A 21,464-nucleotide genomic window follows, 5' to 3' on the forward strand; every position below is an offset into this window, starting at 1 on the left:
TATCGGTGACGGTACCTTTTCAGGTGCCGCGCCCGATTCAGAAAATGATGCCATGTGGTGTGAGTGATTGAGCCGGGCGCGTGAGCCCATAGCATTCAGGGAGAGTGTCATGGTTGATCAATCCGCCGCCGGTGCCGTACCGGACAAGCTCGAACCGGCGGTTGCGCCGATCAATGAGCGGCTTTCCGGAGGCTGTCAGTGCGGGCGAATCCGCTATACCGTGCAGGTCGCGACCGACGATGCCTATCTGTGCCATTGCCGCATGTGCCAGCGCGCGATCGGCAATGTCTCGGTGGCATTCATGAATGCGAAAAAGGCCGAAGTGATCTGGTCGCGCGAGCCGGAGCGCTATCAATCCTCGCCGATCGCGAGCCGGGGTTTTTGTGCCGCGTGCGGCACGTCGCTGACCTTCGAATTTCCCGACAGCGAGCAGATGGACCTGACCGTCGCCAGTTTCGATACGCCGGGGCGGTTTCGTCCGACGCATCATTTCGGGGTGGAGAGCCGGCATGAGGCGTGGCTCGACACTCGCGACCTACCGGACTATCGCGCCGATCAACACGACAGCCTTGTCGATCGCTGGATGAAAACCCTTGGCACACTCCCCGATTGAACCGCAATTTTTCGAAAGCTTCGATGGCGCGCGGATCGCGTGGCGCGAGACGGGTGAGGGCAGGGTGGTGGTGCTCCTGCACGGCTTCTTCTCCGACGCGCAGACCAACTGGATCCGCTATGGCCATGCCGCGGCGATCGCGGCGCGCGGCTTCCGCGTCATCATGCCCGATTTGCGCGCGCATGGATCGAGCGCCAAGCCGCATGACGCCGCATCCTATCCGCCCGACGTGCTGGCGCGGGACGGCTTTGCGCTGATCGAGCATCTCGGCCTGAGCGATTACGACCTGGGCGGCTATTCGCTTGGCGCCCGCACGGTGGCGCGGATGATGGCGCAAGGGGCGACGCCGCGCCGTTTCATCCTGTCGGGCATGGGGCTCGAAGGACTGATCCACACCGCGGGGCGCGGCGGGCATTTCCGCAACATCCTGACCAATCTCGGCAGCTTCCGGCAGGGTTCGCCCGAATGGCTGGCCGAAGCGTTCCTGAAGACCAGCAAGGGCGACCCGATCGCCTTGTTGAACATCCTCGACACCTTCGTCGATACGCCGATCGAGACGATCCGCGCGATCGCCCGGCCGGCGCTGATCCTGTCGGGCGAGGAGGATGACGATAACGGATCGGCCGAAGCGCTGGCGCAGACCTTGCCCGACGCACTGTATCGTACCGTGCCGGGCGGCCATATGAGCGCGGTGGTGAAGCCCGAGCTGGGCCTGGCGATCGCGGAATTTCTCGCCGCCTGATCCGCGCTTGACCGCCCACTTGACCTTGCATGCGGCGGCGGACAGGTTGCCGCCAGCAACAAGTATCAGGGGTTACCAATGATCCGCACCGGACTTTCGATCGCGGCGCTCGCCTGCGCGCTCGCCGCCACGCCGTCGCTTGCCAAGGAGAAGCAGGACCAGCCGGTCGCAGCCCGAAGCGCGGCTGCCCCGACGGCGGCCGACGCCGACGCTTTCGTTGCCGCAGCGGAGAAGACGCTGTTCGATTTCTCGATCGAGTCGAGCCAGGTCAATTGGGTCAACGCGACCTATATCACCGAAGATACCGATGCCATGGCGGCACGGATCAACGCGACCGGCACCGAATTGTCGGTCAAGTTCGCGCTCGAGGCGGCGAAGTACGACAAGGTTGCCGGGCTGTCGCCCGACACGCGCCGCAAGCTCGACCTGTTGCGCGGCGGGCTGACGCTGCCGGCGCCGACCAAGCCGGGGGCGGCAACCGAACTGTCGACGATCGTGACGCGCATGTCGTCCTCCTATGGCAAGGGCAAGGGCACGCTCGCCGGCAAGCCGATCAACGGCAGCGATATCGAAGCCGCGATGGGCACCGAGCGCGATCCGGCCAAACTCAAGGAAATGTGGGTCAGCTGGCACGACAATGTCGGCGCGCCGATGCGCGAGGATTATGCGCGCATGGTCGAGATCGGCAACCAGGGGGCGGTCGAGCTCGGCTACAAGGATGTCGGATCGCTGTGGCGCTCGGGCTATGACATGAGCCCGGAGGAGTTCGCCAAGCTCACCGACAAATTGTGGAAAGAAGTCGAGCCGCTCTACCAGTCGCTCCACACCTATGTCCGCTGGAAGCTCAACGAGAAATATGGCGATGCGGTGCAATCGAAGACCGGCCCGATCCGCGCCGACCTGCTCGGCAATATGTGGGCGCAGGAATGGGGCAATATCTATGATCTGGTCGCACCCAAGGGTGCAGGCGATCTCGGCTTCGATACCGGCGAGCTGCTGAAGGCCAAGGGCTATGATCCGGTCAAGATGGTCAAGGCCGGCGAGGGTTTCTATTCCTCGCTCGGTTTTGCAGCGCTGCCCGAGACCTTCTGGGCTCGCTCGCAGATCACCAAGCCGGCCGACCGCGAGGTCATCTGCCACGCTTCGGCCTGGGACCTCGACAACAAGAATGATGTGCGCATCAAGATGTGCACCAAGGTCAATGGCGATGATTTCGTCACCATCCATCACGAACTGGGCCACAATTATTATCAGCGCGCCTATCAGGCGCAGCCGTTCCTCTATCTGAACGGCGCCAATGACGGTTTCCACGAGGCGATCGGCGATTTCGTCGCGCTGTCGATCACGCCCGACTACCTCGTGCAGATCGGCCTGCTCGACAAGGCCAAGGTGCCGAGCGCGGACAAGGACACCGGCCTGTTGCTGAAACAGGCGATGGACAAGGTCGCGTTCCTGCCGTTCGGGCTGCTGATCGACAAATGGCGCTGGGGCGTCTTCTCCGGCACGATCAAACCGGTCGGGTACGAAGCGTCATGGAATGCGCTGCGCCTGCAATATCAGGGCATCGTCCCGCCGGTCGATCGCGATGAGACCCGGTTCGATCCGGGCGCGAAATATCATGTCCCGGCGAGCGTCCCCTATACCCGCTACTTCCTCGCGCGGCTGTTGCAGTTCCAGTTCTACAAGGCGGCGTGCGACCAGGCCGGCTGGAAGGGGCCGCTGCATCGCTGTTCCTTCTACGGCAACAAGGAAGTCGGCGCGAAGCTCGATGCGATGCTGAAGATGGGCCAGTCCAAGCCCTGGCCCGAGGCGCTCGAAGCGTTCACCGGTACCAAGGAAATGTCCGGCGCGGCGATGGTCGAATATTTCGCGCCGCTCAAGGCATGGCTCGACGAACAGAACAAGGGCAAGCCGACCGGCTGGTGAGAGGGAGCCGCCCCTGCTTTATGGAGCGGGGCGGTGCCGGCCTGGAGTCGGATGACTTCAGACCGGCCTTATCCTGTCATCCCCGCTTTCGCGGGGATGACAGGGCCGGATTCAATTCAATATTATGATGTTCTAATCCGCTTTCTTGCCGGACCTGGGCTTTGCCTTGTCCTTGGCGCCGCCGGGCGTGCTGCCGCGAAGTGCAAGCAGTGTGGCGGTGGTCGCCGCACCAATCGCCCCGAGCACGGCGGCGACGGTCCATTTGCGGGCCGGCGAGGCCTCGGCAATCGCCTGTTGCGCCTTGCCGAGCGTCGTCACCACGGCATTGCGGGCACTCGTCGCCGTCTTGGGTACCGAGGCGCGTGGGACGGCTGGAGCCTTGGGCTTGGCCGCAGCGCGCGGCTTGGCCGGAGCGCTGGATTTTGCCGCCGGAGCTTTGGCGGCGGCCGGCTTCGGGGTGCTCGCCTTCGGTTCGGCCGGAACGACTGGCGCTGCGGCCACATTGGGCTTGCGCGCCGCGGCTGGCTTGCGAGCGGTCGCAGCCTTGCGGCGGGGAGCAGGCTTTTTGGGAGGCGTGGCCATCGAAAGACTCCTGAGTCGTTGAGCTTGCGTAACGCGTGAGCGCCGGTTGGTTTCCCGTACCGGCAACCCCGTTAACGGAATGCACCTTAACGGAATGGCGGTTCGTTGAACGCGCGGAGCTTGCGGCTGTGCAGCTTGGCGCCCTCGCGGCGCAGCTCCTCGCAAGTCTCGATGCCGATGCGCATATGCTCGCTGATCGCGCGTTCGTAGAAGCGATTGGCCTGGCCGGGCAGCTTCAACTCGCCGTGCAGCGGCTTGTCCGACACGCAAAGCAGCGTGCCGTAAGGGACACGGAAGCGGTACCCCTGCGCGGCGATCGTCGCCGATTCCATGTCGATGCCGACCGCGCGCGACAGTGAGAAGCGCAGCGCCGATTTGGAATATCGCAGCTCCCAGTTGCGGTCGTCGGTGGTGACGATCGTGCCGGTGCGCAGGCGACGCTTCAATTCCTCGCCCGACTGGCCGGAAATGGTTTCCGCCGCGCGGGCCATCGCGACCTGCACTTCGGCGATCGCCGGTACCGGGATTTCAGGCGGCAGCACATCGTCGAGCACATGATCGTCGCGCAGATAGGCATGCGCCAGCACATAGTCGCCGATCCGCTGGCTCGGGCGCAGGCCGCCGCAATGGCCGATCATCAGCCAGGCCTCGGGCCGCATCACCGCGAGATGGTCGCAGATCGTCTTCGCGTTGGACGGGCCGACGCCGATATTGACCAGGGTGATGCCGGTGCCGTCTTCGGCCATCAGGTGATAGGCCGGCATCTGGTGCCGCCGCCACGCGCTGTCGGTGACGATCTTGTCGGCGTCGTCGCCGGCATGGATCATCACCCCGCCCGCGCCCGACAGGCCGGTATAGCGGCTGCCCTCACCGAGCTGAGAGGCGGCCCAGCGGACGAATTCGTCGACATAGCGGTGATAATTGGTGAACAGGATGTAGCGCTGGACATGCTCGGTCGGCGTACCGGTATAGTGACGCAGCCGCGCGAGGGAGAAATCGGTGCGCAGCCCGTCGAACAGGGCAAGCGGGCGGATCTCCGCATCATACAACCCGTCGGCGATCTCGTCGCCGATATAGGCGAGCTCGGTCGCTGGAAAATGGCGCGCCAGGTCGGATGCCGACACCTCGTCGAGGCTGACCGCATGGCCGGCGTCGAGCACATAAGGGAAGGGGATTTCCTGCCGTCCCTCGGCCGCCTCGACCTCGACGTCATAATCCTCGATCAGCAGGGTCAGCTGTTCGGTCAGATAGTCGGCGAAGATCGCGGGCTTGGTGACGCTGATCCGGTATTCACCAGGCGTCACCAGCCGGCCGAACGAGCGGATCGGCGCGGGACGATCGTCCAGGCCGAGATATCGGAGGCGAATTTCGGGATAGGCGAACGACCCGTCGGTCCGGCTTTTCGGATCGGGCGTGGTGCCGTCGGTGATATAGGCGGTCAGGGCGCTCTGGAGCCGCTTGACGGAGGCGGTGTAGAGCCGATCGAGCTCGGCCACGATAATGGATGCGCGTGTCATCTGCTGTCGCTAAGGCAGCATCGTTACGCTGGCAAGTCATTGGGCCGTTACGGCCGCGCTCCCCTCCCTTGTCGAGAGAGGGGAGGAAGGCAGGTCAGTCCTTGTCGTCGTCCAGCAGCTTGCTGATGCCGAATGCCGCGCCAGCAACCGCAGCAGCGGCGCCGGTGGCGATCGCTGCCGCCGCGACCGGATTCTCCCTGGCCGCCTCGATCGTCGATTCGACGGCGGACCCGACTGCTTCGACGGTCGAATCGAAGGCCGATCCGACCGCTTCGCGGGCCTGGTCGAAAAAGACTTATCGCCCGCCGCCGTTTTCACGGAATCGGCGACCGCCGTCGTGGTATCCTGCTTGATGTCGCTCATCGCAAATTCCCTTCTCGGTATCCGTATGAACAACACCGCCCCGCGCCCGTCGTTCCATGCCCGAAAGCAGCTGGACGCAAACGCGGGGCGGCTGAGACGACCTTAGAGTTTGCCGAGCAGATATTCGGCCGAGCTGACATTGAATTCGCCGGGTGCTTCGACATTGAGCTGCTCGATCACGCCGTCATTGACGATCATCGAGTAACGCTGGCTGCGCTCGCCCATGCCGAACTTCGACCCGTCAAAAGTCAAACCGAGCGCCTTGGCGAAATCGGCATTGCCGTCGGCGAGCATGGTGATGTCGCCGGCATCGCTGGCCTTGCCCCAGGCGCCCATCACGAATGCATCGTTGACCGAAGTGAAGGCGATCTCGTCCACGCCCTTTGCCTTGATCTCGCCGGCCTTGTCGACGAAGCCGGGCAGATGGCGTGCCGAGCAGGTCGGGGTGAAGGCGCCGGGTACGGCGACCACGGCGACCTTGCGGCCCTTGAAATACTCGTCCGAGCTGACCTGGTCCGGCCCGCTGGCGGTCGCTTTGGTGAGGGTCAGGTTGGGTACGCGATCGCCGACGCTGATGGTCATAGCAGAAAATCCTCCTGTGGCCGCTTATGTGCGGCGCGTGATGGCCGCGAGGGCGCGGCCGTGCCTAACTCGTGCAGCTTCGTTCTGATTTCAAGCGTTGGCGACGTGACCATGGCCGGGCTATGGGCGAAGCGATGGAAAGTGCAGCGTATCTGACCGGACAATTTCTCCTCGCCATGCCGGGGATCGGGGATCCGCGATTCGAACATGCCGTCATCGCGATCTGCGCGCATGACGGGGGGGGGGCGATCGGTATCGGCCTCGGCGCGACGATCGGCGGCCTCGGGCTGCACACGGTGCTCGATCAGTTCAAGATCGACCCGGGCGACGCGCCCGACGCGCCGGTACATTTCGGTGGCCCGGTCGAGCCACGCCGCGGCTTCGTGATTCATTCCAACGATTGGGGCGGCCAGGATACGATCGATGTTGCCGGCCGCTGGGCGCTGAGCGGCACGATCGACGTGCTGCGCGCGATCGCCGCGGGCAAAGGGCCGCGCCACTGGGTCGTCGCGCTCGGCTATGCCGGATGGAGCGAGGGCCAGCTGGATGAGGAGATGACCCGGCACGGCTGGTTCAACGTGCCGGGCGACCTGGAGCTGCTGTACGACACGCCCGCCGATGCGCGCTGGGCGCGCGGGTTCGCAGTGGCGGGGGTGGATACCCGGCTGCTGGCCAGCGGGGCGGGCACCGCCTGACCCGCGGCCGGCGGATCGTCCTGCCCGAAAGCTTGTCTTTCCCGCTGCTTATCGGTTAGCCTTCCCATGTTATCAACCGGGAGAACCCAATGGCGCGGCCTATCCGTATTGTTGTCGGTGGAACTGTGGTCGGGTCATCGCTGACCTGGGCGTATCCCAAGGGCGATTTGCTCGGGAACTTCAGAATTCCTACCTACCGCATGACGGTGAGCGGCACGGATGCTGCCGGCCGTCCGAAAGCCGTGGCTTTCGAGGTCCTGCGGTTCGGTGTGCAGAGCAAGGATGGCCGTAGCGCGCAAGTGGTCGGCTTGGCCGATGCGCAAACGCACACGATCAAGCAATGGATTCCAACCTATCGCGTGCATAGCGCGCGATCGCTGGAGAATGGCGGCTGGCAGGTCTACGCCAATTTCCTGATCCACGACGGTCCCGACAATGCCACGGAGCTGTTTGCGTCGATCGGCTGTGTCGAAGTCATGGGCCGGCAAGGCTTTGTCGCGTTCAATGATCTGCTGATCGAGCTGGCGGGCGTGACCGGGCGCAGCCGCGACGATCAGCTTCATGCGATTGCCCGTTCGGGTAAATTGAGCATTCATTACGAACGGGCGAGTCGCCCGCCATTGGTCAAGGCGTGACCGTGGTGCGGATGATCGTCTTCGCGATCGCCGGCTCACTCGCGGCGTGTTCAGCGTCGCCCGTGGTCAACACCGCCGCTGCAGCGGACGCCAACACCGCGACCGAGGCACTGGCCGGAAATGCCGCATCGCCGGCGCCCTCGGCGGTGGACGCCTTGCGCGGCGCGATCGAGCAGCATTTCCCTGACGCCCGGTTGAAGCAGGAAGATCGCGCCGGTAGCGAGGTCGCTGCCCTGATCAAGGCCCATGTCGATCCAGCACTGACTCGCGATGCCATCGGGACCGAGGGCCATGACCTGCGCTTCTCCGGCACGGATGGCATCGAACGCCACGCCGGTTTGTTTGTCGTTCGCTTCGCCGATGCGGCGACCGCGACGGCGCGCGGTGCGAAGGTCGTGGCGAGGCGGAACGCGTTCCTTCAGAAAAGCGAGATCAGGTCGCCGATGGCCGCGGCGCAGGCCGGCCCGATCGTGGCGATCTTTTACAGCGAGAGCGGCGGCGACCCGCGCATGACGGAGGTGCTCGGCGCCGCGGCGGCGGCTTTCGGGGGTACGAATCCTGCCGCGCAAGAATAGAGAAGGCGCTCGAGAGATTGACCTGAGCCTTACTGCCACACGCTCAACCGGTCGACGGCGCGCTGGAAGCCCGCCGCCATCGATCGCGTCCGCGCCCTGAGCAGGATGCGCCGTCCTTTTGCGCTGCGCAGATAGACGAGCTTCCCTGTGCCGACATGCCTGGCCCAGCGCCGGGCGAAGAATTCGGCGGCGTCCTTGTGCTGGCCGATGGCCGTCGGCACGGCGTGATAATCGATCCTGAGCCAGCGGCCGAGCGGCGAGCCGCGCATGAGCAGATAGCGCGGGTTGCGCACCGGACCGAGGACTTCCTCGATCGAGTCGAGGATGAGGCGTTCCTCGATGCGCGTCGCGCCCTCGATATGGACGAGCGACTTGCCCAGCGCGCTTTTGCGCGCCTCGATCCGAATGGCGTCGGGGTCGCTGCCGAGCAGGCCGGCATATGCGAGCAGAATCGACCACCGCTTGCCCGACCTGCGTCATGCTGCCCTCCAGTGTTCCGTTGCGCACCAGCAGGTAAAGCGCCTTGCCCAGCTTGGGCAGCGCATAGAGCAGGGTGAGTCCGAGAAAGATCATCGCCGCCACACCCCAACTCGACGGCAGGCCACGGTTGCGCAGGGCGTTGGCGGCGGAAAACAGGCCGCCGATCACGCCGGTGATGGCGAGATAGCGTAGCGTATCGGCGAGCGGCAGCAGGCGCGGTGTATGATTGACCCGCGTGATCTGCCGCATCCTCGGCCGGACGGTCGTTCCGTCGAGCGCGGCGCGCCAGCGCGGGCCCAGGCCTGCACGCTGGCCGGATCGCACCAGCGTTTCCGCATTCAGGGCCCGGATCGCCGCGGCATTCCAGTCGCGTCCCGCCAGGCCGAGCCGTCCGAGGCCGTTTTCGATCTGCGCCGATCCGGTTTCGCTGATCCCCTCGAACGCCCGGAAACGGCGGATCAACATTGCCATGTCGGGACCGAGCGGACGGCCGATCGGATCGGACGGGTCGTCGTTGGCAAGCCAGCCCAGGCCTCGTGACAGCGCGCCGGCCAGGGTTTGCGGCACGACCGTTGCGAGATGCCAGATATTGGCTGCCTTGTCGGGGCGCCGTGGATCGGTGCGGATCGCCCGGCCGCGCATCTGGTTGGACAGCATGTACGATCCGACATAATTGGCCAGCACCAGCGTGTTGACGGTCGGCGCGTCCCAGCCTTCGCCGAGCAGGGCCTGGGTGCCGACCAGCAGGGTCACCTCGCCCTGATTGAACAATGCAGTGATGAGCTGGACGATGCGGTGGCCGCTTTCTCCGCCGATCTCGATGCGGAGATAGCGCGGGTCGTGGCCAAGCGGCATGATGCGGAGATGATCGGCGGCAATGCCGACCTCGTATGCGCCGCGCTCCAGGGCGGATTGCGCCTCGATCGGGACGATCACCAGCGAGCCGGTGAGTATGCCCAGCTTCGCAGCACCGATCCCTGCGCGCCGGAGCGCTTCGAAAATGGGCACGACGCCAAGTTTTGTGGGCAGGAACGGGTCGCCGGCACGGCGCGGCATGTCTCCGGCGCGAACATGATCGGCCAGCACGACCATGCGCAGATCGTCGCCCAGCGCCTTGACCTCATGCTGTGCGATCTCGATCACGCTGCCCAGCTTGGCGATGCTGCCGGCGACGGTCGAATGGAGTTCGCTCTGGTCGACCAGGCGGACGCGGCGCGCCTCGATCGCGCCGAGTTGCCGGAGGTCGGCTCTGATTGCGGTCAGCCGGGCCTTGTCCTCGATCTGGTCGACCTTGGCGAACAACAGGCCGGTGAGCAGGATTTCCAGCCAGCCGAGCGACATGGGCGGCATGTCGGCGCGGCCGATGCCGAGGAGGTGAAGCGCCTCGCGCGGTGGCGGCGCGTCTGTCGAGAAGGCAAAGATCAGCATCGACGAGAAGAATTCGGGTGCCGCCAGAATCTCCTCCTCATGCGCCGCGGTATTCGTCAGATAGGGATGAGCAAGGATCAGCGCGCGGAACCCGGCATCGGCGAGCAGGGTCGTCACGAAAGCATAAAGGCCGTCGCGCCGCGCCGCGAGCACGGCGTCTTCCGAGCCGGTCGGCTGTGATACATGGACATGGTCCTGATGCGGGCACAGATCGCCGTTGCGGACCAGTTCGGGCACCGGGATTTCGGCATCGATCGGGCCGCACAGCGTCTCGTACCGGATCCATTCGGTGTACTCGACATCATAGGGAGGGGTTGCCGTCAGCGATACGAGCCGCGCCTCGGGCAGCGCGGCATGGAGCGCGTTGAGCGCTCGCCACCATTCGCGTCGCAGGTGATGCGCCTCATCGAGGATGATCGTGGTCGGACCCAGCGCCTGGAAATAGGCGAGCAGCGTTTCGATCCGTACCGGAGCGGCATCCGCCTGCTCTTCGACCGTATCGTCTGCGATGATTTCCGGGTTGATGATATCGGGTTCGATCCGGTCCCCGATTTCGCCCATTGCGGCATAGAGCGCCTGATAGGTGAGCACCGTGACCGGGGCCGGCGCAGCAAGCGAGGTCGACACCCAGTCGGGCTGAGTATGCGGTGCGGGCAGGAACATCGCGCACAGCCGATCGACCCATTGGTTGCGCACCGCGATCGTCGGCGCGAGAATCAGGGCCGGCTGGCCGATGCGGCGCATCACTTCCAGCCCAAGCACGGTCTTGCCCGATCCGGGTGCCGCAACGACATGCAGCTTATCGTCGGCGAGATGCGTATCGAGATCGGCCAGGACCTGGTCCTGATAATCGCGCCAGCGTCCCTGGAACGCCATTTCCGATATCATGCTCGCACCCTTGCTCCGGTCGGAACGGTGACGTGCCCGACTTCAGAAGGCATCGCAATCACGCCGGGGCGGGGCGGCATCGGGTATGTTCCTAAGCGAGGCTGAAGAAGGCATATAAAGACATCTTTATATTTGATTTGGGCGCCATCCCGCTCTATGTGCGCTGCATCCAAACGCTTTTACCGGAGACTTTCTCGTGGCCACCGCACCTGCCATCGAAACCAACGACTATGTCGTCAAGGACATCAGCCTCGCCGATTTCGGCCGCGCCGAGATCAACATCGCCGAGACCGAGATGCCCGGCCTGATGTCGTTGCGTCAGGAATTCGGTGCGTCGCAGCCGCTGAAAGGCGCGCGCATCACCGGTTCGCTGCACATGACGATCCAGACCGCGGTGCTGATCGAGACGCTGACCGCGCTGGGCGCCGATGTGCGCTGGGCGACCTGCAACATCTTCTCGACCCAGGACCATGCCGCCGCCGCGATCGCCGCGACCGGCGTGCCGGTGTTCGCCGTGAAGGGCGAGAGCCTGGCCGAATATTGGGACTATGTCGGCGACATCTTCAACTGGGGTGCGGACACCGACGGCACCACCGCCAACATCATCCTCGATGACGGCGGCGACGCGACGATGTTCGCGCTGTGGGGCGCCAAGCTCGAAGCCGGCGCAACGCTGGGCGAGCCGGAGAATGACGAGGAAGTCGAATTCCAGCGCGCGCTGAAGGCGTTCATTGCGAAATATCCGGGTTACCTGACCGCGACGGTCAAGAATCTGAAGGGCGTGTCGGAAGAGACCACCACCGGCGTTCACCGCCTGTACGAGATCGCCAAGAAGGGCGAGCTGCCGTTCCCGGCGATCAACGTCAACGACAGCGTGACCAAGTCGAAGTTCGACAATCTGTACGGCTGCAAGGAATCGCTGGTCGACGCGATCCGTCGCGCCACCGACGTGATGCTCGCCGGCAAGGTTGCCTGCGTTGCCGGCTTCGGCGACGTCGGCAAAGGCTCGGCCCAGTCGCTCCGCAACGGCGGCGCGCGCGTGATGGTGACCGAAGTCGACCCGATCTGCGCACTGCAGGCGGCGATGGAGGGCTTCGAAGTCGTGACGATGGAAGAGGCCGTCAGCCGCGCCGACATCTTCTGCACCGCGACCGGCAATGCCGACGTGATCACCGCCGATCACATGAAGGCGATGAAGCCGATGGCGATCGTCTGCAACATCGGTCACTTCGACAGCGAGATTCAGATCGCTGCGCTCAGCAATTATGAGTGGACCGAAGTGAAGCCGGGCACAGACCTGGTGAAGTTCCCGGACGGCAAGCAGATCATCATCCTCGCCAAGGGCCGTCTGGTGAATCTGGGCTGCGCGACCGGCCATCCGTCGTTCGTGATGTCGGCCAGCTTCACCAACCAGACGCTCGCGCAGATCGAGTTGTGGACCAAGGGCGAGAACTACAAGAACGACGTTTACGTCCTGCCCAAGCATCTCGACGAGAAGGTCGCGGCGCTGCACCTCGAAAAGCTCGGCGTGCATCTGTCGAAGCTGACCCCGAAGCAGGCCGGTTATATCGGCGTGCCGGTCGAGGGGCCGTTCAAGCCGGATCATTACCGCTACTGATCCAGCCAAAACTTTCGACAATTTGACTTGGACTTTGAGCCGCGTCTGCCACCAGGCAGGCGCGGCTTTGTCGTGCCTGGAAGGTCGTTACGCATCCGTGTTGCAGGGCCGCAACAATCCAGCAAAAATTCATGGCAAGGGATTGCTTCGTCGCTGAAAAAGGCGCTTTCCGCGCCTCCTCACGGGCGGCAAGGCCCGAGTGTAACGCGTATCAAAGGGTCATATCATGGTTGGATCGACGGTCCTGAAGTCGGGGCTTTTTATCACCACTTCCACAGTCGCGTTCGTCATCGCCGCCACGGTGCCGGCGATGGCGCAAACCGCCGCACCGGCGAGCGCCGATCAGGCCGCTCCGATCAGAATCGACCGAGGCCGTGGCCGATGCGCAGGCTGACCCGGCTGCGGGCGGGGACATTGTCGTCACGGGATCGCGCATTGCGCGCCCGTCGCTCAGCTCCATCCAGCCTGCCACGACGCTCACCGGCGCGGACCTGACGCGAACGGGCGGCATTGTCATCGGTGATGTGCTGAACGACCTGCCGGCGCTGCGGTCGACCTTCAGTCAGGCGAATTCAACTCAGTATCTCGGCACGTCCGGCCTGAACCTGCTCGACCTTCGCGGTCTTGGCGTTCCGCGCACGCTCGTGCTGGTAAACGGTCGCCGTCACATCACTTCGCAAGAGGGCGAATTTCAGGTCGACACCAACACGATCCCGACCGATCTGATCGACCGGGTGGATGTCGTGACCGGCGGCAGCTCCGCCGTTTACGGTTCGGACGCCATGGCGGGTGTCGTCAATTTCGTGATGAAGCGCGATTTTGACGGGGTGATGCTCAATGCCCAGAGCGGTATTTCGGACAAGCGAGACCGGGGCACCTATCGCGTGTCCGGGACGTTCGGGAAGAACTTCGCCGAAGGACGCGGGAATGTCGCGCTGAGCCTGGAATATAATCGGGCCAATCTGCTGACCAACGCCGACCGCGATGAATTGACCGGCGCTTTTTCGGGCCGCAATCAGTTCCAGCTCGTTGACCGTCCGACGGCCAATTCGCCGAAGCGTCGATTCCTTACCGGGGTTCACAGCTTCGGCTATGACAATGGCGGCAATTTTGTTGCCTATAACGGCGGTAGCTTACTCGATTGTGGCGGCGGTATTGCGTCCGCTTGCCTCCCCAACGGCGCTCCGCGGGTTTTTGGCTTCAAGCCGGATGGCTCACTGTCGGAATATAATTACGGGACAGATTTCCGCCCGGCGGGATCGAATAACAACCAGAATGGTGATGGCGGCACGCTTACCGACCGCGGTACGCTGGATCCGTCGCTGAAGCGCTACGTGGCCAATTTCATCGCCCATTACGATGTCTCGGAAGGCTTCAAGCCGTTTATCGAGGCCAAATTCGTACGCGTCGAGAGCTTCAACCAAGGCACGCCAACTTTCGGTCAGGGTGGGACTCAGGGCAGCGATGGTGATGGCGGACCTGCTGTAGGGGGAGACCTATCTCGGTTCCGGGGTCCCGATCTATTTCGACAACGCCTTTCTCAGGCCTGAGGCCGCAGCCACCATTCGGTCGCTTCTGCCGGCCGGTTCGGAATATTTTCGCCTGAATCGTAACAACAACGATCTCGGCACTCGCGACGAATTCGATCGTCGCGATACCTACCGCATCGTGGTCGGCGCGGAAGGCACCTTCAATGACGACTGGAAGTATGATTTCTCGGTCAACTACGGAGAATTCCAAAGCCGATCCAAATTCTACAACAACCGGATCGAGTCGCGTTTCCTCAAGGCGGCGGATGCCGTACGCAACGGAAGCGGGCAGATCGTGTGCCGCGTCAATCAGGTTACGGTTACCGACGCCGCTTGCGTCCCACTGAACTTGTTCGGCAACGGCGCGCCGAGCCAGGCAGCGCTTAATTACATCAACACGACTTCGACGCGTCGCGGCAAGGCGACCGAATTCGATGTCACGGCGAACGTGGTGGGCGACAGTTCGCAGCTGTTCGAACTTCCCGGTGGCCCGGTAAAGTTCGCGATTGGTGCGGAATATCGTCGCGAGACGGCCTCCTACGCCTATGACGATACCATCAAGGGCGGCGATACGTTCTTCAACGCCATCCCGGATTTCCGCCCACCATCGTTCTCGGTCAAGGAAGCCTATGGCGAACTCGAGCTTCCGCTGTTGAAGGATCTGCCGTTCGCTCAGGAACTGTCTATCAGCGCAGCGGGACGGGTCGCGGACTACAAGGGATCGACCGGCACGGTCTGGGCCTATAATGTCGGCGGTCTGTATGCGCCGGTCCGCGATCTGAAGTTCCGGGTCAATTATTCGAAATCGGTGCGGGCACCGACTCTGGGCGATCTTTACTCATCTCCGTCGCAGAATTTCGATCAGTTGAACGACCCTTGCGATGTTCTCTATATCAATACCGGTAAACCGACCCGCGCCGCGAACTGTGCGGCGGCAGGTGTGCCGGTCGGGTTTGAGAATACGGTGGCACGTGCCGGCAGCACCGACTTCCTGTCCGCGGGCAATCCGAATCTGAAGGCAGAGCAATCGCGAAGCCTGACGTACGGCGCCATTTTCCAGCCGAGCTTTGTTCCCGGTCTGGCGGTCACGGTCGATTATTACGACATCAAGATCAACAAGGTGATCAGCGCCGTCGATGCCCAGACGATTCTGAATGCCTGCTATGACGCGGCGTCGCTCAACAACCAGTTCTGCGGGTTCATCAACCCGCGGCAGTCCAACGGTCTGTTCGCTCGCCCGGCCTTGCTGCAGACCGTGGTCAATTTCGCTGCGCAGCGTGCCAAGGGCATCGACTTTGACGCCTCCTACAATCGCCGGTTCGGGCCCGATACCAAGGCGGTGCTGCGTGTCGTTGGAACGTGGGTCCGCACGCGCACCAATTATCCGTATCTCGATGACCCGAACCAGCCGGATCGTGTCAAGGGCGAACTCGGCGATCCGGTCTGGAACGTCAACGCATCGATAGATCTGACCCACAAGAATTTCACCTTGGGGTACCAGCTTCGTTATATCGGGCGGCAGTCGATCACGGATTGGGAGGCTCAGCACGACACTTATGGCGAACCCGCGCGTGACCCGAATTATGCTGACGTCGTCTATTATCCGAAGGTCATTTACCACGCGGTTCGCGCATCGGTGGATGTCGACAAAAGCTTCACTCTTTACGGCGGCGTCGACAATCTGACTGACAAGCGGCCGCCTTATGGGTTGCTCGGCACCGGCGACGGCGACGGCATTTATGATAATATCGGCCGCTTCATGTATGTTGGGGTTTCAGCCAAGTTCTGAGCTAGCTCGCCTCTTCTGGAGGCGCGGCTGACATTGAAGAAGGGCGGGTTCGACGTTGGTCGGGCCCGCTCTTTTCTTTGCATGGCGGCGGGCGGCGTCGCCAACTTCCTGATCGATGTTGTGGCATTTGACCGGGTGTGAGGTGACGCGTCACGTCGACAAAGCGCCGCGTGCGATGTGGATCAACTCTCGATCAATGTTCCCCGCAGGGCGTCCGCGCAAATCGAACTCGGCCTGCCAAAGTCGGGCCAAATTGCCCCAGCATTCAGAAATAGTCGCCCGCAAACGTGCAGGCCCTTGGGTTGACGCGGCTCGAATGAAGGACCTAGCCTTGGTCTATGGTGGGGGCGGTGGGTATGGTGAAGAGCGACGGCACGGACCTTAGGGGCGCCTGTGAAGAGGCCCGTCTTCGCGTGGCCGCCGACCCTCGCGATGAAGCTGCCGCACAAATGCTTTTCGAAGCCGTCAGCCAAGCCGGTCACATCGCAGCGACACGACGGTCCAAGGCTACCTACGCCATTGCTCCACAAGTGGCCGAAGCGACGAGGCTCCTTGAAAAGGACAGCGTCGAAGAGGCAGAAATCCTGCTCCGGCACTACCTCACCTTGGTGCGGAATGACCCGGACGCCATGTTGCTGATGGCGAATATCGCTGGCCGTTCCGGTTTTCCCGAGAATGCGGAAAAAATCCTGCGACGGTCCGTCGAACTCCACCCGGGGCGAGCCGATAATTGGATGGCGCTGGCGCAGGTCCTGCACGAAGAAGCAAAGAAACTCGACCGGGTCACGCTGGTCGATGAAGCTCTTGCCTGCCTTGATCGCGCCTTGGCGATCGATCCGACCCACGAGGAAGCGCTTGGCTACAAGGCCGCCCTGCTCGTGCAGATCCGGCGGCTCGATGCGGCGCGGCAGGCGTTCGAGGAATTGGTCGCTGCATTTCCGGAAAGCCCGCCGGGTTGGGTAAACTTCGCGCATCTGCTGAAGACGCTCGGATTTTTCGGAGAGGCGGTTGCCGCTTATCGAACCGCGATCGCGCTTGACCCGGCCAACGGCACTGCCTGGTGGCTGTTCGCTGACCTGAAGCTCGCGCGCTTCTTTCCGGCAGACATTCACCGGATGGAGGACGCGCTTCAACGATCGATGCCCGATGCCGGCAGGATCAACCTGCATTTCGCGCTTGCCGCAGCCTATGATCAGGCCGGGGACTATGCGCCCGCGGCCGATCATTGGCGTCGGGGCAATGGCCTTCGTCTCGATCTTCGTCCTCATGACATGGAGGCAATGCAGTGCGGCATCGATGCCGCGATCCAGACCTATACTTCCCAGTTTTTCGTAAAGCGGTCGGATGTGGGCGAGCCAAGCCCGGATCCCATCTTTATCATTGGTCTGCCGAGATCCGGTTCCACGTTGCTGGAACAGATATTGTCGAGCCATTCCCGGATCGAAGGTACGGCAGAGCTATTTGCCGTGCAGCAGATCGAAATGGAGTTGTTCCGCCAGCAGGAAAGCATCTCCATCGAGAACATCGTCGAGGATCTGGACCCGGCCGATTTTCGGAAACTCGGCAACCGCTACCTCGAACTGACGCGTTTTCACCGCAGGACGGACCGGGCCAGGTTCATCGACAAGAATCCGGGCAACTGGCGGCAGGTGGGGTTGATCCACATGATGCTTCCCAATGCGCGGATCATCGATATCCGTCGCAACCCGCTCGATTGCTGCTTCGCAAACTACACGCAACATTTCATGGTGGGTGTGAACTACAGCTACGGGTTTACGGAGATTGCGTCGCAATATCGTGAATATGTGCGACTTATGCGTCACTTCGACCGGGTCTTGCCGGGCAGAGTGCATCGAGTCATCTACGAAGACCTTGTCGAAAATGTCGAAGCTGAGGTGCGGGCGCTACTCGATCATCTCGCGTTGCCGTTCGAAGAGTCGTGCCTGAGATTCTTCGAAACCGACCGTCCGATCCATACCCCCAGTTCCGAGCAAGTACGGCAACCTATCAATCGAGCCGGAATCGGCAGAGTCGGGAAATATGAGCCATGGGTGGGCGAACTCAGGAATGCACTTGGTACCCTCGTGGAGGACTGGCGCGATCAGCGCTGAGGAGGACTCGACCGTTACCTCTCCGTTAATGTGGCATTCATGTCACATCCGGGGGTCAATTTGTGGTTTTATATCGAAAGCTATTCTATTCTGAGATTTCGTTGGGCAGAACCCTTTGCAGTTCACTTTTCGGCAAAGGCATCTCAGGTCATGCGTAAGCCCAATCTGATCATTCTATCTTCCGTTTCGCTCATTGCGCTCGGCACCGCGCCCGCGTTCGCGCAATCCACTAGCGCCGCACCGGCAGAGGCAGCTCCACAGGAGGCGGCTCAGTTACCGCCCAGCGAGCCTGCACAGGACGAAGCGAAATCGGAGAACGATATCGTTGTCACCGGCTCCCGTATCCGTCGGGACAATTTTGCCACGCCGCAGAACGTCGATATCTTCACGCGCAACGATCAGATTCTGGCGGGTGCGCGGTCAACCACCGAGATTCTGCAAAGCGCGACGGTGACGTCCGGCACTTCGCAGGTCAGCGGCAGTTTTCTCGGCTTCCTTTCCGAGGGTGGCCAAGGGGCTAACGTGGTGGGCCTTCGTGGTCTGGGATCATCGCGTACGCTGCTTCTGCTGAACGGTCGCCGTCTGGCGCCGGCCGGGGTGGGTCCGCAATTGGTATCTGCTGACCTAAACGTGCTCCCGACCGCGATCGTCCAGCGTATCGAAGTCCTGCGCGAGGGCGCGTCGTCGATTTACGGTTCCGACGCGATCGCGGGGGTCATCAACATCATCACCGATACCAAGATGAACGGGCTGACGGTCGATGCGTTCAGTGACGTTCCGGAAATCGGTGCCGGCAATACCTATCGTATTTCGGTCACCGGCGGTAAGACGTTTGAGCGCGGGCATATCACCGCCGCTTTCGAATATCGCGAAGACAAGGGGCTTCGCCTCGGCGACCGGGATATCTATTCCTGCCCACGCGAACTTGCCTTTATCGGCGGTAAGGAGATTGGCCAGGGATCGCCGGATGACCCCAACAAGCTGCGCTGCTTTCCGTTCGAGCGGCAGGCGATTGGTACGGCGGTGGGCTATGGTCTGGGCTACACCGGCTTTACTGACGGGAACAGCCTGTTGGGTTTCAGCTTCGCCGGCCGCCAGGGATTGCGCAACGGCAGTATCAATACGCCGCCGCTCAATGTGGACAATTACGACCTGCGGCCGCTTTCCAATCCCATCGCGCTGCAGGACACGGTTTTCACCCCGATCAAGACCTATACGGCCTATGTCAACGGTGCCTATGAGCTGGGAGTACTTGGCGACACCGAGTTGTACGGCGAAGCGCTGTTCAGCCGCCGGCAGTCACGGCAGAAAAACAGCACCCAGATCAATTTCCAGAACATCACGAATTTTGGCGAAGCGCAGCTCTACGGTGGCAATCTAACCAATCTAGGTGCCGGGCCCGCCACGGTTCCATGTGCGGATGTTTTCGGAAGTGCTTGCAGTCCGTTCTATCCGACTGCCTGGGCGGACAGCGGAATTAATTATTATAGCCCGTTTGTCGTCCCCAATCGGACTTTCCAGCAGTCACAGGACGTGGATTTCTTCCGTGGCAATGTCGGCCTTCGAGGCAGCACCGGAATTGGCGACTGGCGTTTCGACGCCAATGCAATGTTCTCCCGCACACGTTCCAAATCGACGATTCAGAATCCGCTGACGGAGCGCGTCGGAAATATCCTGGTTGCGGTCGACGCCCCGGCCAACACGCCGGCGCAATATATCACGCGCGGCTTGCCTGGTCAGGTCGGCGCGGGCAACAACTATACCTGCGCTGCGAACGTCACCGCTGGTGCCTATAATGGCGGAACCTGTGTTCCGATCAATTTCTTCGATCCCGCCGTTCTGACCGACGGCCAGCTTTCCAGTGCCTTTTATGATTATCTCTACGCCAACAGCACGGGCCGTACCCGGTACGACCAGGATACGTTCAGCCTTGTCTTCGATGGCTCGCTGTTCTCGCTGCCTGGCGGCCCGGTAAAGGCTGCGATCGGTTTTGAGCATCGGCGTGACAAGATCGTCGATACTCCGTCGCCGGAGCGCATGTCAGGACAGCTTTACGGCTACGGGACGGCGGCGATCACCAAGGGAAGCGATCGTGTCAACGAAGCTTTTGCCGAGTTGCAACTGCCGATTCTGAAAGATCGTCCGTTCTTTCATTCACTCGAATTCTCTGCCTCTGGCCGTTATACGCATTACAAGTCCTATGGGTCGGGGTGGACCTATGCGTTCAAGGGTGAATGGGCGCCGATCAGCAACATCCGGTTTCGTGGTAATTACGGTACCAACTTCCGTGCACCGAATCTGTACGAGCAGTTTGTTGCCGACGAAGTCGGTTTCTACCCGGGTGGACTTGATCCCTGCGACGAATTTGCCAGCAAATACTCATCGACGAACACCGTATACAAGAATTGCTTGGCAGAGCTGACACCCATACTTGGTGTCGACGACCCCTCTACACCCGATGTTGTAGAAGGCGCGCTGGGCTATTTTACCTCAGGTTCCATCCAGGTGACGACGACGGGCGGTCGTGGGCGGCTCAAGGCCGAGAAGGCCAAGACCTGGGGCCTCGGCACGGTATTGTCCGCACCGAAGGACTGGGGAGATTTCTCGCTGGCAATTGATTACTGGAATGTCGAAGTGAAAGGTGAGGTTTCTACTCTGGGTAACCTGATCCTGGACTTCTGTTATGAGGCGAATGATTTCCCCAACAATCCATATTGCGGCTTCCTCAACGGGCGTATCACGGATAGTCAGGATCCGGGCTTTGGACAGATATCGAGCTTCCGTAATCCCTATTTGAATATTTCCCGGCAGCGTGCACAGGGCATCGATCTCGATGCGCGGTATGCGACAGATCTGTTCGGCGGACGCTTCCAGACCCAGTTGCAGGCGACCCGGATGCTCAAGCAACAGCTCGAATATTTCGACGGAGATGGCTTGAACGACTTCAACGGTCAGCTCGGATATCCGGGAGCTGGTGCAGGGCCGAAGCTTGTCGCTTCGCTCGATACCCGATTCACTACCAAGAGCGGTGTCACATTCCGTTGGGGCGTGGAATATGTCGGCAAGGCCGAAGACAAGGAGGATCCCTTCTTCCTGACGGCGAACGGCGGTACGTGCGATGAGAATATTCCGGGCAATTGTGTCCAAGTGGATTATGATCTGGTCGCGGAAACGTATTGGGAGCACGGCGTTTCCGTTCAATGGCTATGGAAGGATATCGGTCAGGTCACGATCGGGGTGAACAATTTGTTCAATGAGAAGCCTCCGACGATCAGCGCTCATCCGACTAATAACGCTCCCAGGCTTGGAAACACCTTTGCCAATGGGCCTTATGATTATCGTGGCCGCTCCTTCTTCATAAACGTGACCCGCTCGTTCTGACGGCCGGCAT

Annotated in this window: 14 protein-coding genes; 10 read left to right on the forward strand and 4 right to left on the reverse strand. The window is 62.0% G+C overall.

The annotated features are described in order from the left end of the window. Positions 1–109: 109 nt before the first annotated feature. From H3Z74_RS07670 to H3Z74_RS07680, 3 genes are all read left to right on the forward strand, one after another. On the forward strand, positions 110–613 hold the full coding sequence (locus H3Z74_RS07670) for a GFA family protein (RefSeq protein ID WP_390901790.1): 504 nt from the start codon (positions 110–112) through the stop codon (positions 611–613). Then, positions 594–1,355 carry an alpha/beta fold hydrolase gene (locus H3Z74_RS07675; protein ID WP_187763317.1) on the forward strand — a complete coding sequence of 254 codons (762 nt, stop codon included), beginning with the start codon at positions 594–596 and terminating at the stop codon, positions 1,353–1,355. Before H3Z74_RS07670 ends, H3Z74_RS07675 begins: the two co-directional genes overlap by 20 nt. Positions 1,356–1,433: 78 nt before the next feature. Further along, positions 1,434–3,281 carry a M2 family metallopeptidase gene (locus H3Z74_RS07680; protein ID WP_187763318.1) on the forward strand — a complete coding sequence of 616 codons (1,848 nt, stop codon included), beginning with the start codon at positions 1,434–1,436 and terminating at the stop codon, positions 3,279–3,281. 132 nt (positions 3,282–3,413) lie between these two features. Here the strand turns inward: H3Z74_RS07680 and H3Z74_RS07685 are convergent, their stop codons facing one another. The 3 genes from H3Z74_RS07685 to H3Z74_RS07695 all read right to left on the reverse strand — a co-directional run bounded on the left by H3Z74_RS07685 (position 3,414) and on the right by H3Z74_RS07695 (position 6,325). Next, entirely contained in the window at positions 3,414–3,863 is a 450-nt protein-coding gene (locus tag H3Z74_RS07685; protein WP_187763319.1) for a hypothetical protein, read from the reverse strand. Between the two features lie 86 nt (positions 3,864–3,949). Next, positions 3,950–5,380, reverse strand: a complete 1,431-nt coding sequence (locus H3Z74_RS07690; RefSeq protein WP_187763320.1) for an AMP nucleosidase — start codon at positions 5,378–5,380, stop codon at positions 3,950–3,952. A gap of 465 nt (positions 5,381–5,845) precedes the next feature. Further along, positions 5,846–6,325, reverse strand: coding sequence for a peroxiredoxin (locus H3Z74_RS07695; protein WP_187763321.1), 480 nt, complete (start codon positions 6,323–6,325; stop codon positions 5,846–5,848). 134 nt (positions 6,326–6,459) lie between these two features. On the opposite strand from H3Z74_RS07695, the gene H3Z74_RS07700 reads away from it, so the two are divergent. Together H3Z74_RS07700 and H3Z74_RS07705 are read left to right on the forward strand one after the other, a co-directional pair. Continuing rightward, positions 6,460–7,020, forward strand: coding sequence for a YqgE/AlgH family protein (locus H3Z74_RS07700; protein WP_187763322.1), 561 nt, complete (start codon positions 6,460–6,462; stop codon positions 7,018–7,020). An 89-nt stretch (positions 7,021–7,109) separates the two neighbouring features. Then, on the forward strand, positions 7,110–7,655 hold the full coding sequence (locus H3Z74_RS07705; RefSeq protein WP_187763323.1) for a hypothetical protein: 546 nt from the start codon (positions 7,110–7,112) through the stop codon (positions 7,653–7,655). A gap of 50 nt (positions 7,656–7,705) precedes the next feature. Here the strand turns inward: H3Z74_RS07705 and H3Z74_RS07710 are convergent, their stop codons facing one another. After that, entirely contained in the window at positions 7,706–11,026 is a 3,321-nt protein-coding gene (locus H3Z74_RS07710) for a DEAD/DEAH box helicase family protein (protein WP_187763324.1), read from the reverse strand. A 196-nt stretch (positions 11,027–11,222) separates the two neighbouring features. On the opposite strand from H3Z74_RS07710, the gene ahcY reads away from it, so the two are divergent. The 5 genes from ahcY (at position 11,223) to H3Z74_RS07735 (ending at position 21,454) form a co-directional block, all read left to right on the forward strand. Continuing rightward, positions 11,223–12,644, forward strand: a complete 1,422-nt coding sequence (gene ahcY / locus H3Z74_RS07715; RefSeq protein WP_187763325.1) for an adenosylhomocysteinase — start codon at positions 11,223–11,225, stop codon at positions 12,642–12,644. Positions 12,645–13,018: 374 nt separating this feature from the next. Further along, positions 13,019–14,194, forward strand: coding sequence for a TonB-dependent receptor plug domain-containing protein (locus H3Z74_RS07720; RefSeq protein WP_187763326.1), 1,176 nt, complete (start codon positions 13,019–13,021; stop codon positions 14,192–14,194). 52 nt (positions 14,195–14,246) lie between these two features. Then, positions 14,247–15,962 (forward strand): TonB-dependent receptor domain-containing protein, encoded by a 1,716-nt coding sequence (locus tag H3Z74_RS07725; protein ID WP_229727063.1) that lies wholly within the window; start codon positions 14,247–14,249, stop codon positions 15,960–15,962. 356 nt (positions 15,963–16,318) lie between these two features. Continuing rightward, the gene (locus H3Z74_RS07730; RefSeq protein ID WP_187763327.1) at positions 16,319–18,073 is read left to right on the forward strand and encodes a tetratricopeptide repeat-containing sulfotransferase family protein; all 1,755 of its coding nucleotides are present in this window, start codon (positions 16,319–16,321) and stop codon (positions 18,071–18,073) included. Between the two features lie 150 nt (positions 18,074–18,223). Continuing rightward, a complete protein-coding gene (locus tag H3Z74_RS07735) occupies positions 18,224–21,454 on the forward strand; it encodes a TonB-dependent receptor domain-containing protein (protein WP_187763328.1) in 3,231 nt (1,076 codons plus the stop codon). Positions 21,455–21,464 lie beyond the last annotated feature (10 nt).

The organism is Sphingomonas alpina (assembly GCF_014490665.1).
Lineage (GTDB): Bacteria > Pseudomonadota > Alphaproteobacteria > Sphingomonadales > Sphingomonadaceae > Sphingomonas > Sphingomonas alpina.

Coding starts and splice junctions, on each gene's coding strand:
- H3Z74_RS07680 (WP_187763318.1), top strand. CDS start 1,434: ATGATCCGCACCGGACTTTCGATCGCGGCGCTCGCCTGCGCGCTCGCC.
- H3Z74_RS07730 (WP_187763327.1), top strand. CDS start 16,319: ATGGTGAAGAGCGACGGCACGGACCTTAGGGGCGCCTGTGAAGAGGCC.
- H3Z74_RS07710 (WP_187763324.1), bottom strand. CDS start 11,026: ATGATATCGGAAATGGCGTTCCAGGGACGCTGGCGCGATTATCAGGAC.
- H3Z74_RS07735 (WP_187763328.1), top strand. CDS start 18,224: ATGCGTAAGCCCAATCTGATCATTCTATCTTCCGTTTCGCTCATTGCG.
- H3Z74_RS07700 (WP_187763322.1), top strand. CDS start 6,460: ATGGAAAGTGCAGCGTATCTGACCGGACAATTTCTCCTCGCCATGCCG.
- H3Z74_RS07685 (WP_187763319.1), bottom strand. CDS start 3,863: ATGGCCACGCCTCCCAAAAAGCCTGCTCCCCGCCGCAAGGCTGCGACC.
- H3Z74_RS07690 (WP_187763320.1), bottom strand. CDS start 5,380: ATGACACGCGCATCCATTATCGTGGCCGAGCTCGATCGGCTCTACACC.
- H3Z74_RS07670 (WP_390901790.1), top strand. CDS start 110: ATGGTTGATCAATCCGCCGCCGGTGCCGTACCGGACAAGCTCGAACCG.
- H3Z74_RS07695 (WP_187763321.1), bottom strand. CDS start 6,325: ATGACCATCAGCGTCGGCGATCGCGTACCCAACCTGACCCTCACCAAA.
- H3Z74_RS07705 (WP_187763323.1), top strand. CDS start 7,110: ATGGCGCGGCCTATCCGTATTGTTGTCGGTGGAACTGTGGTCGGGTCA.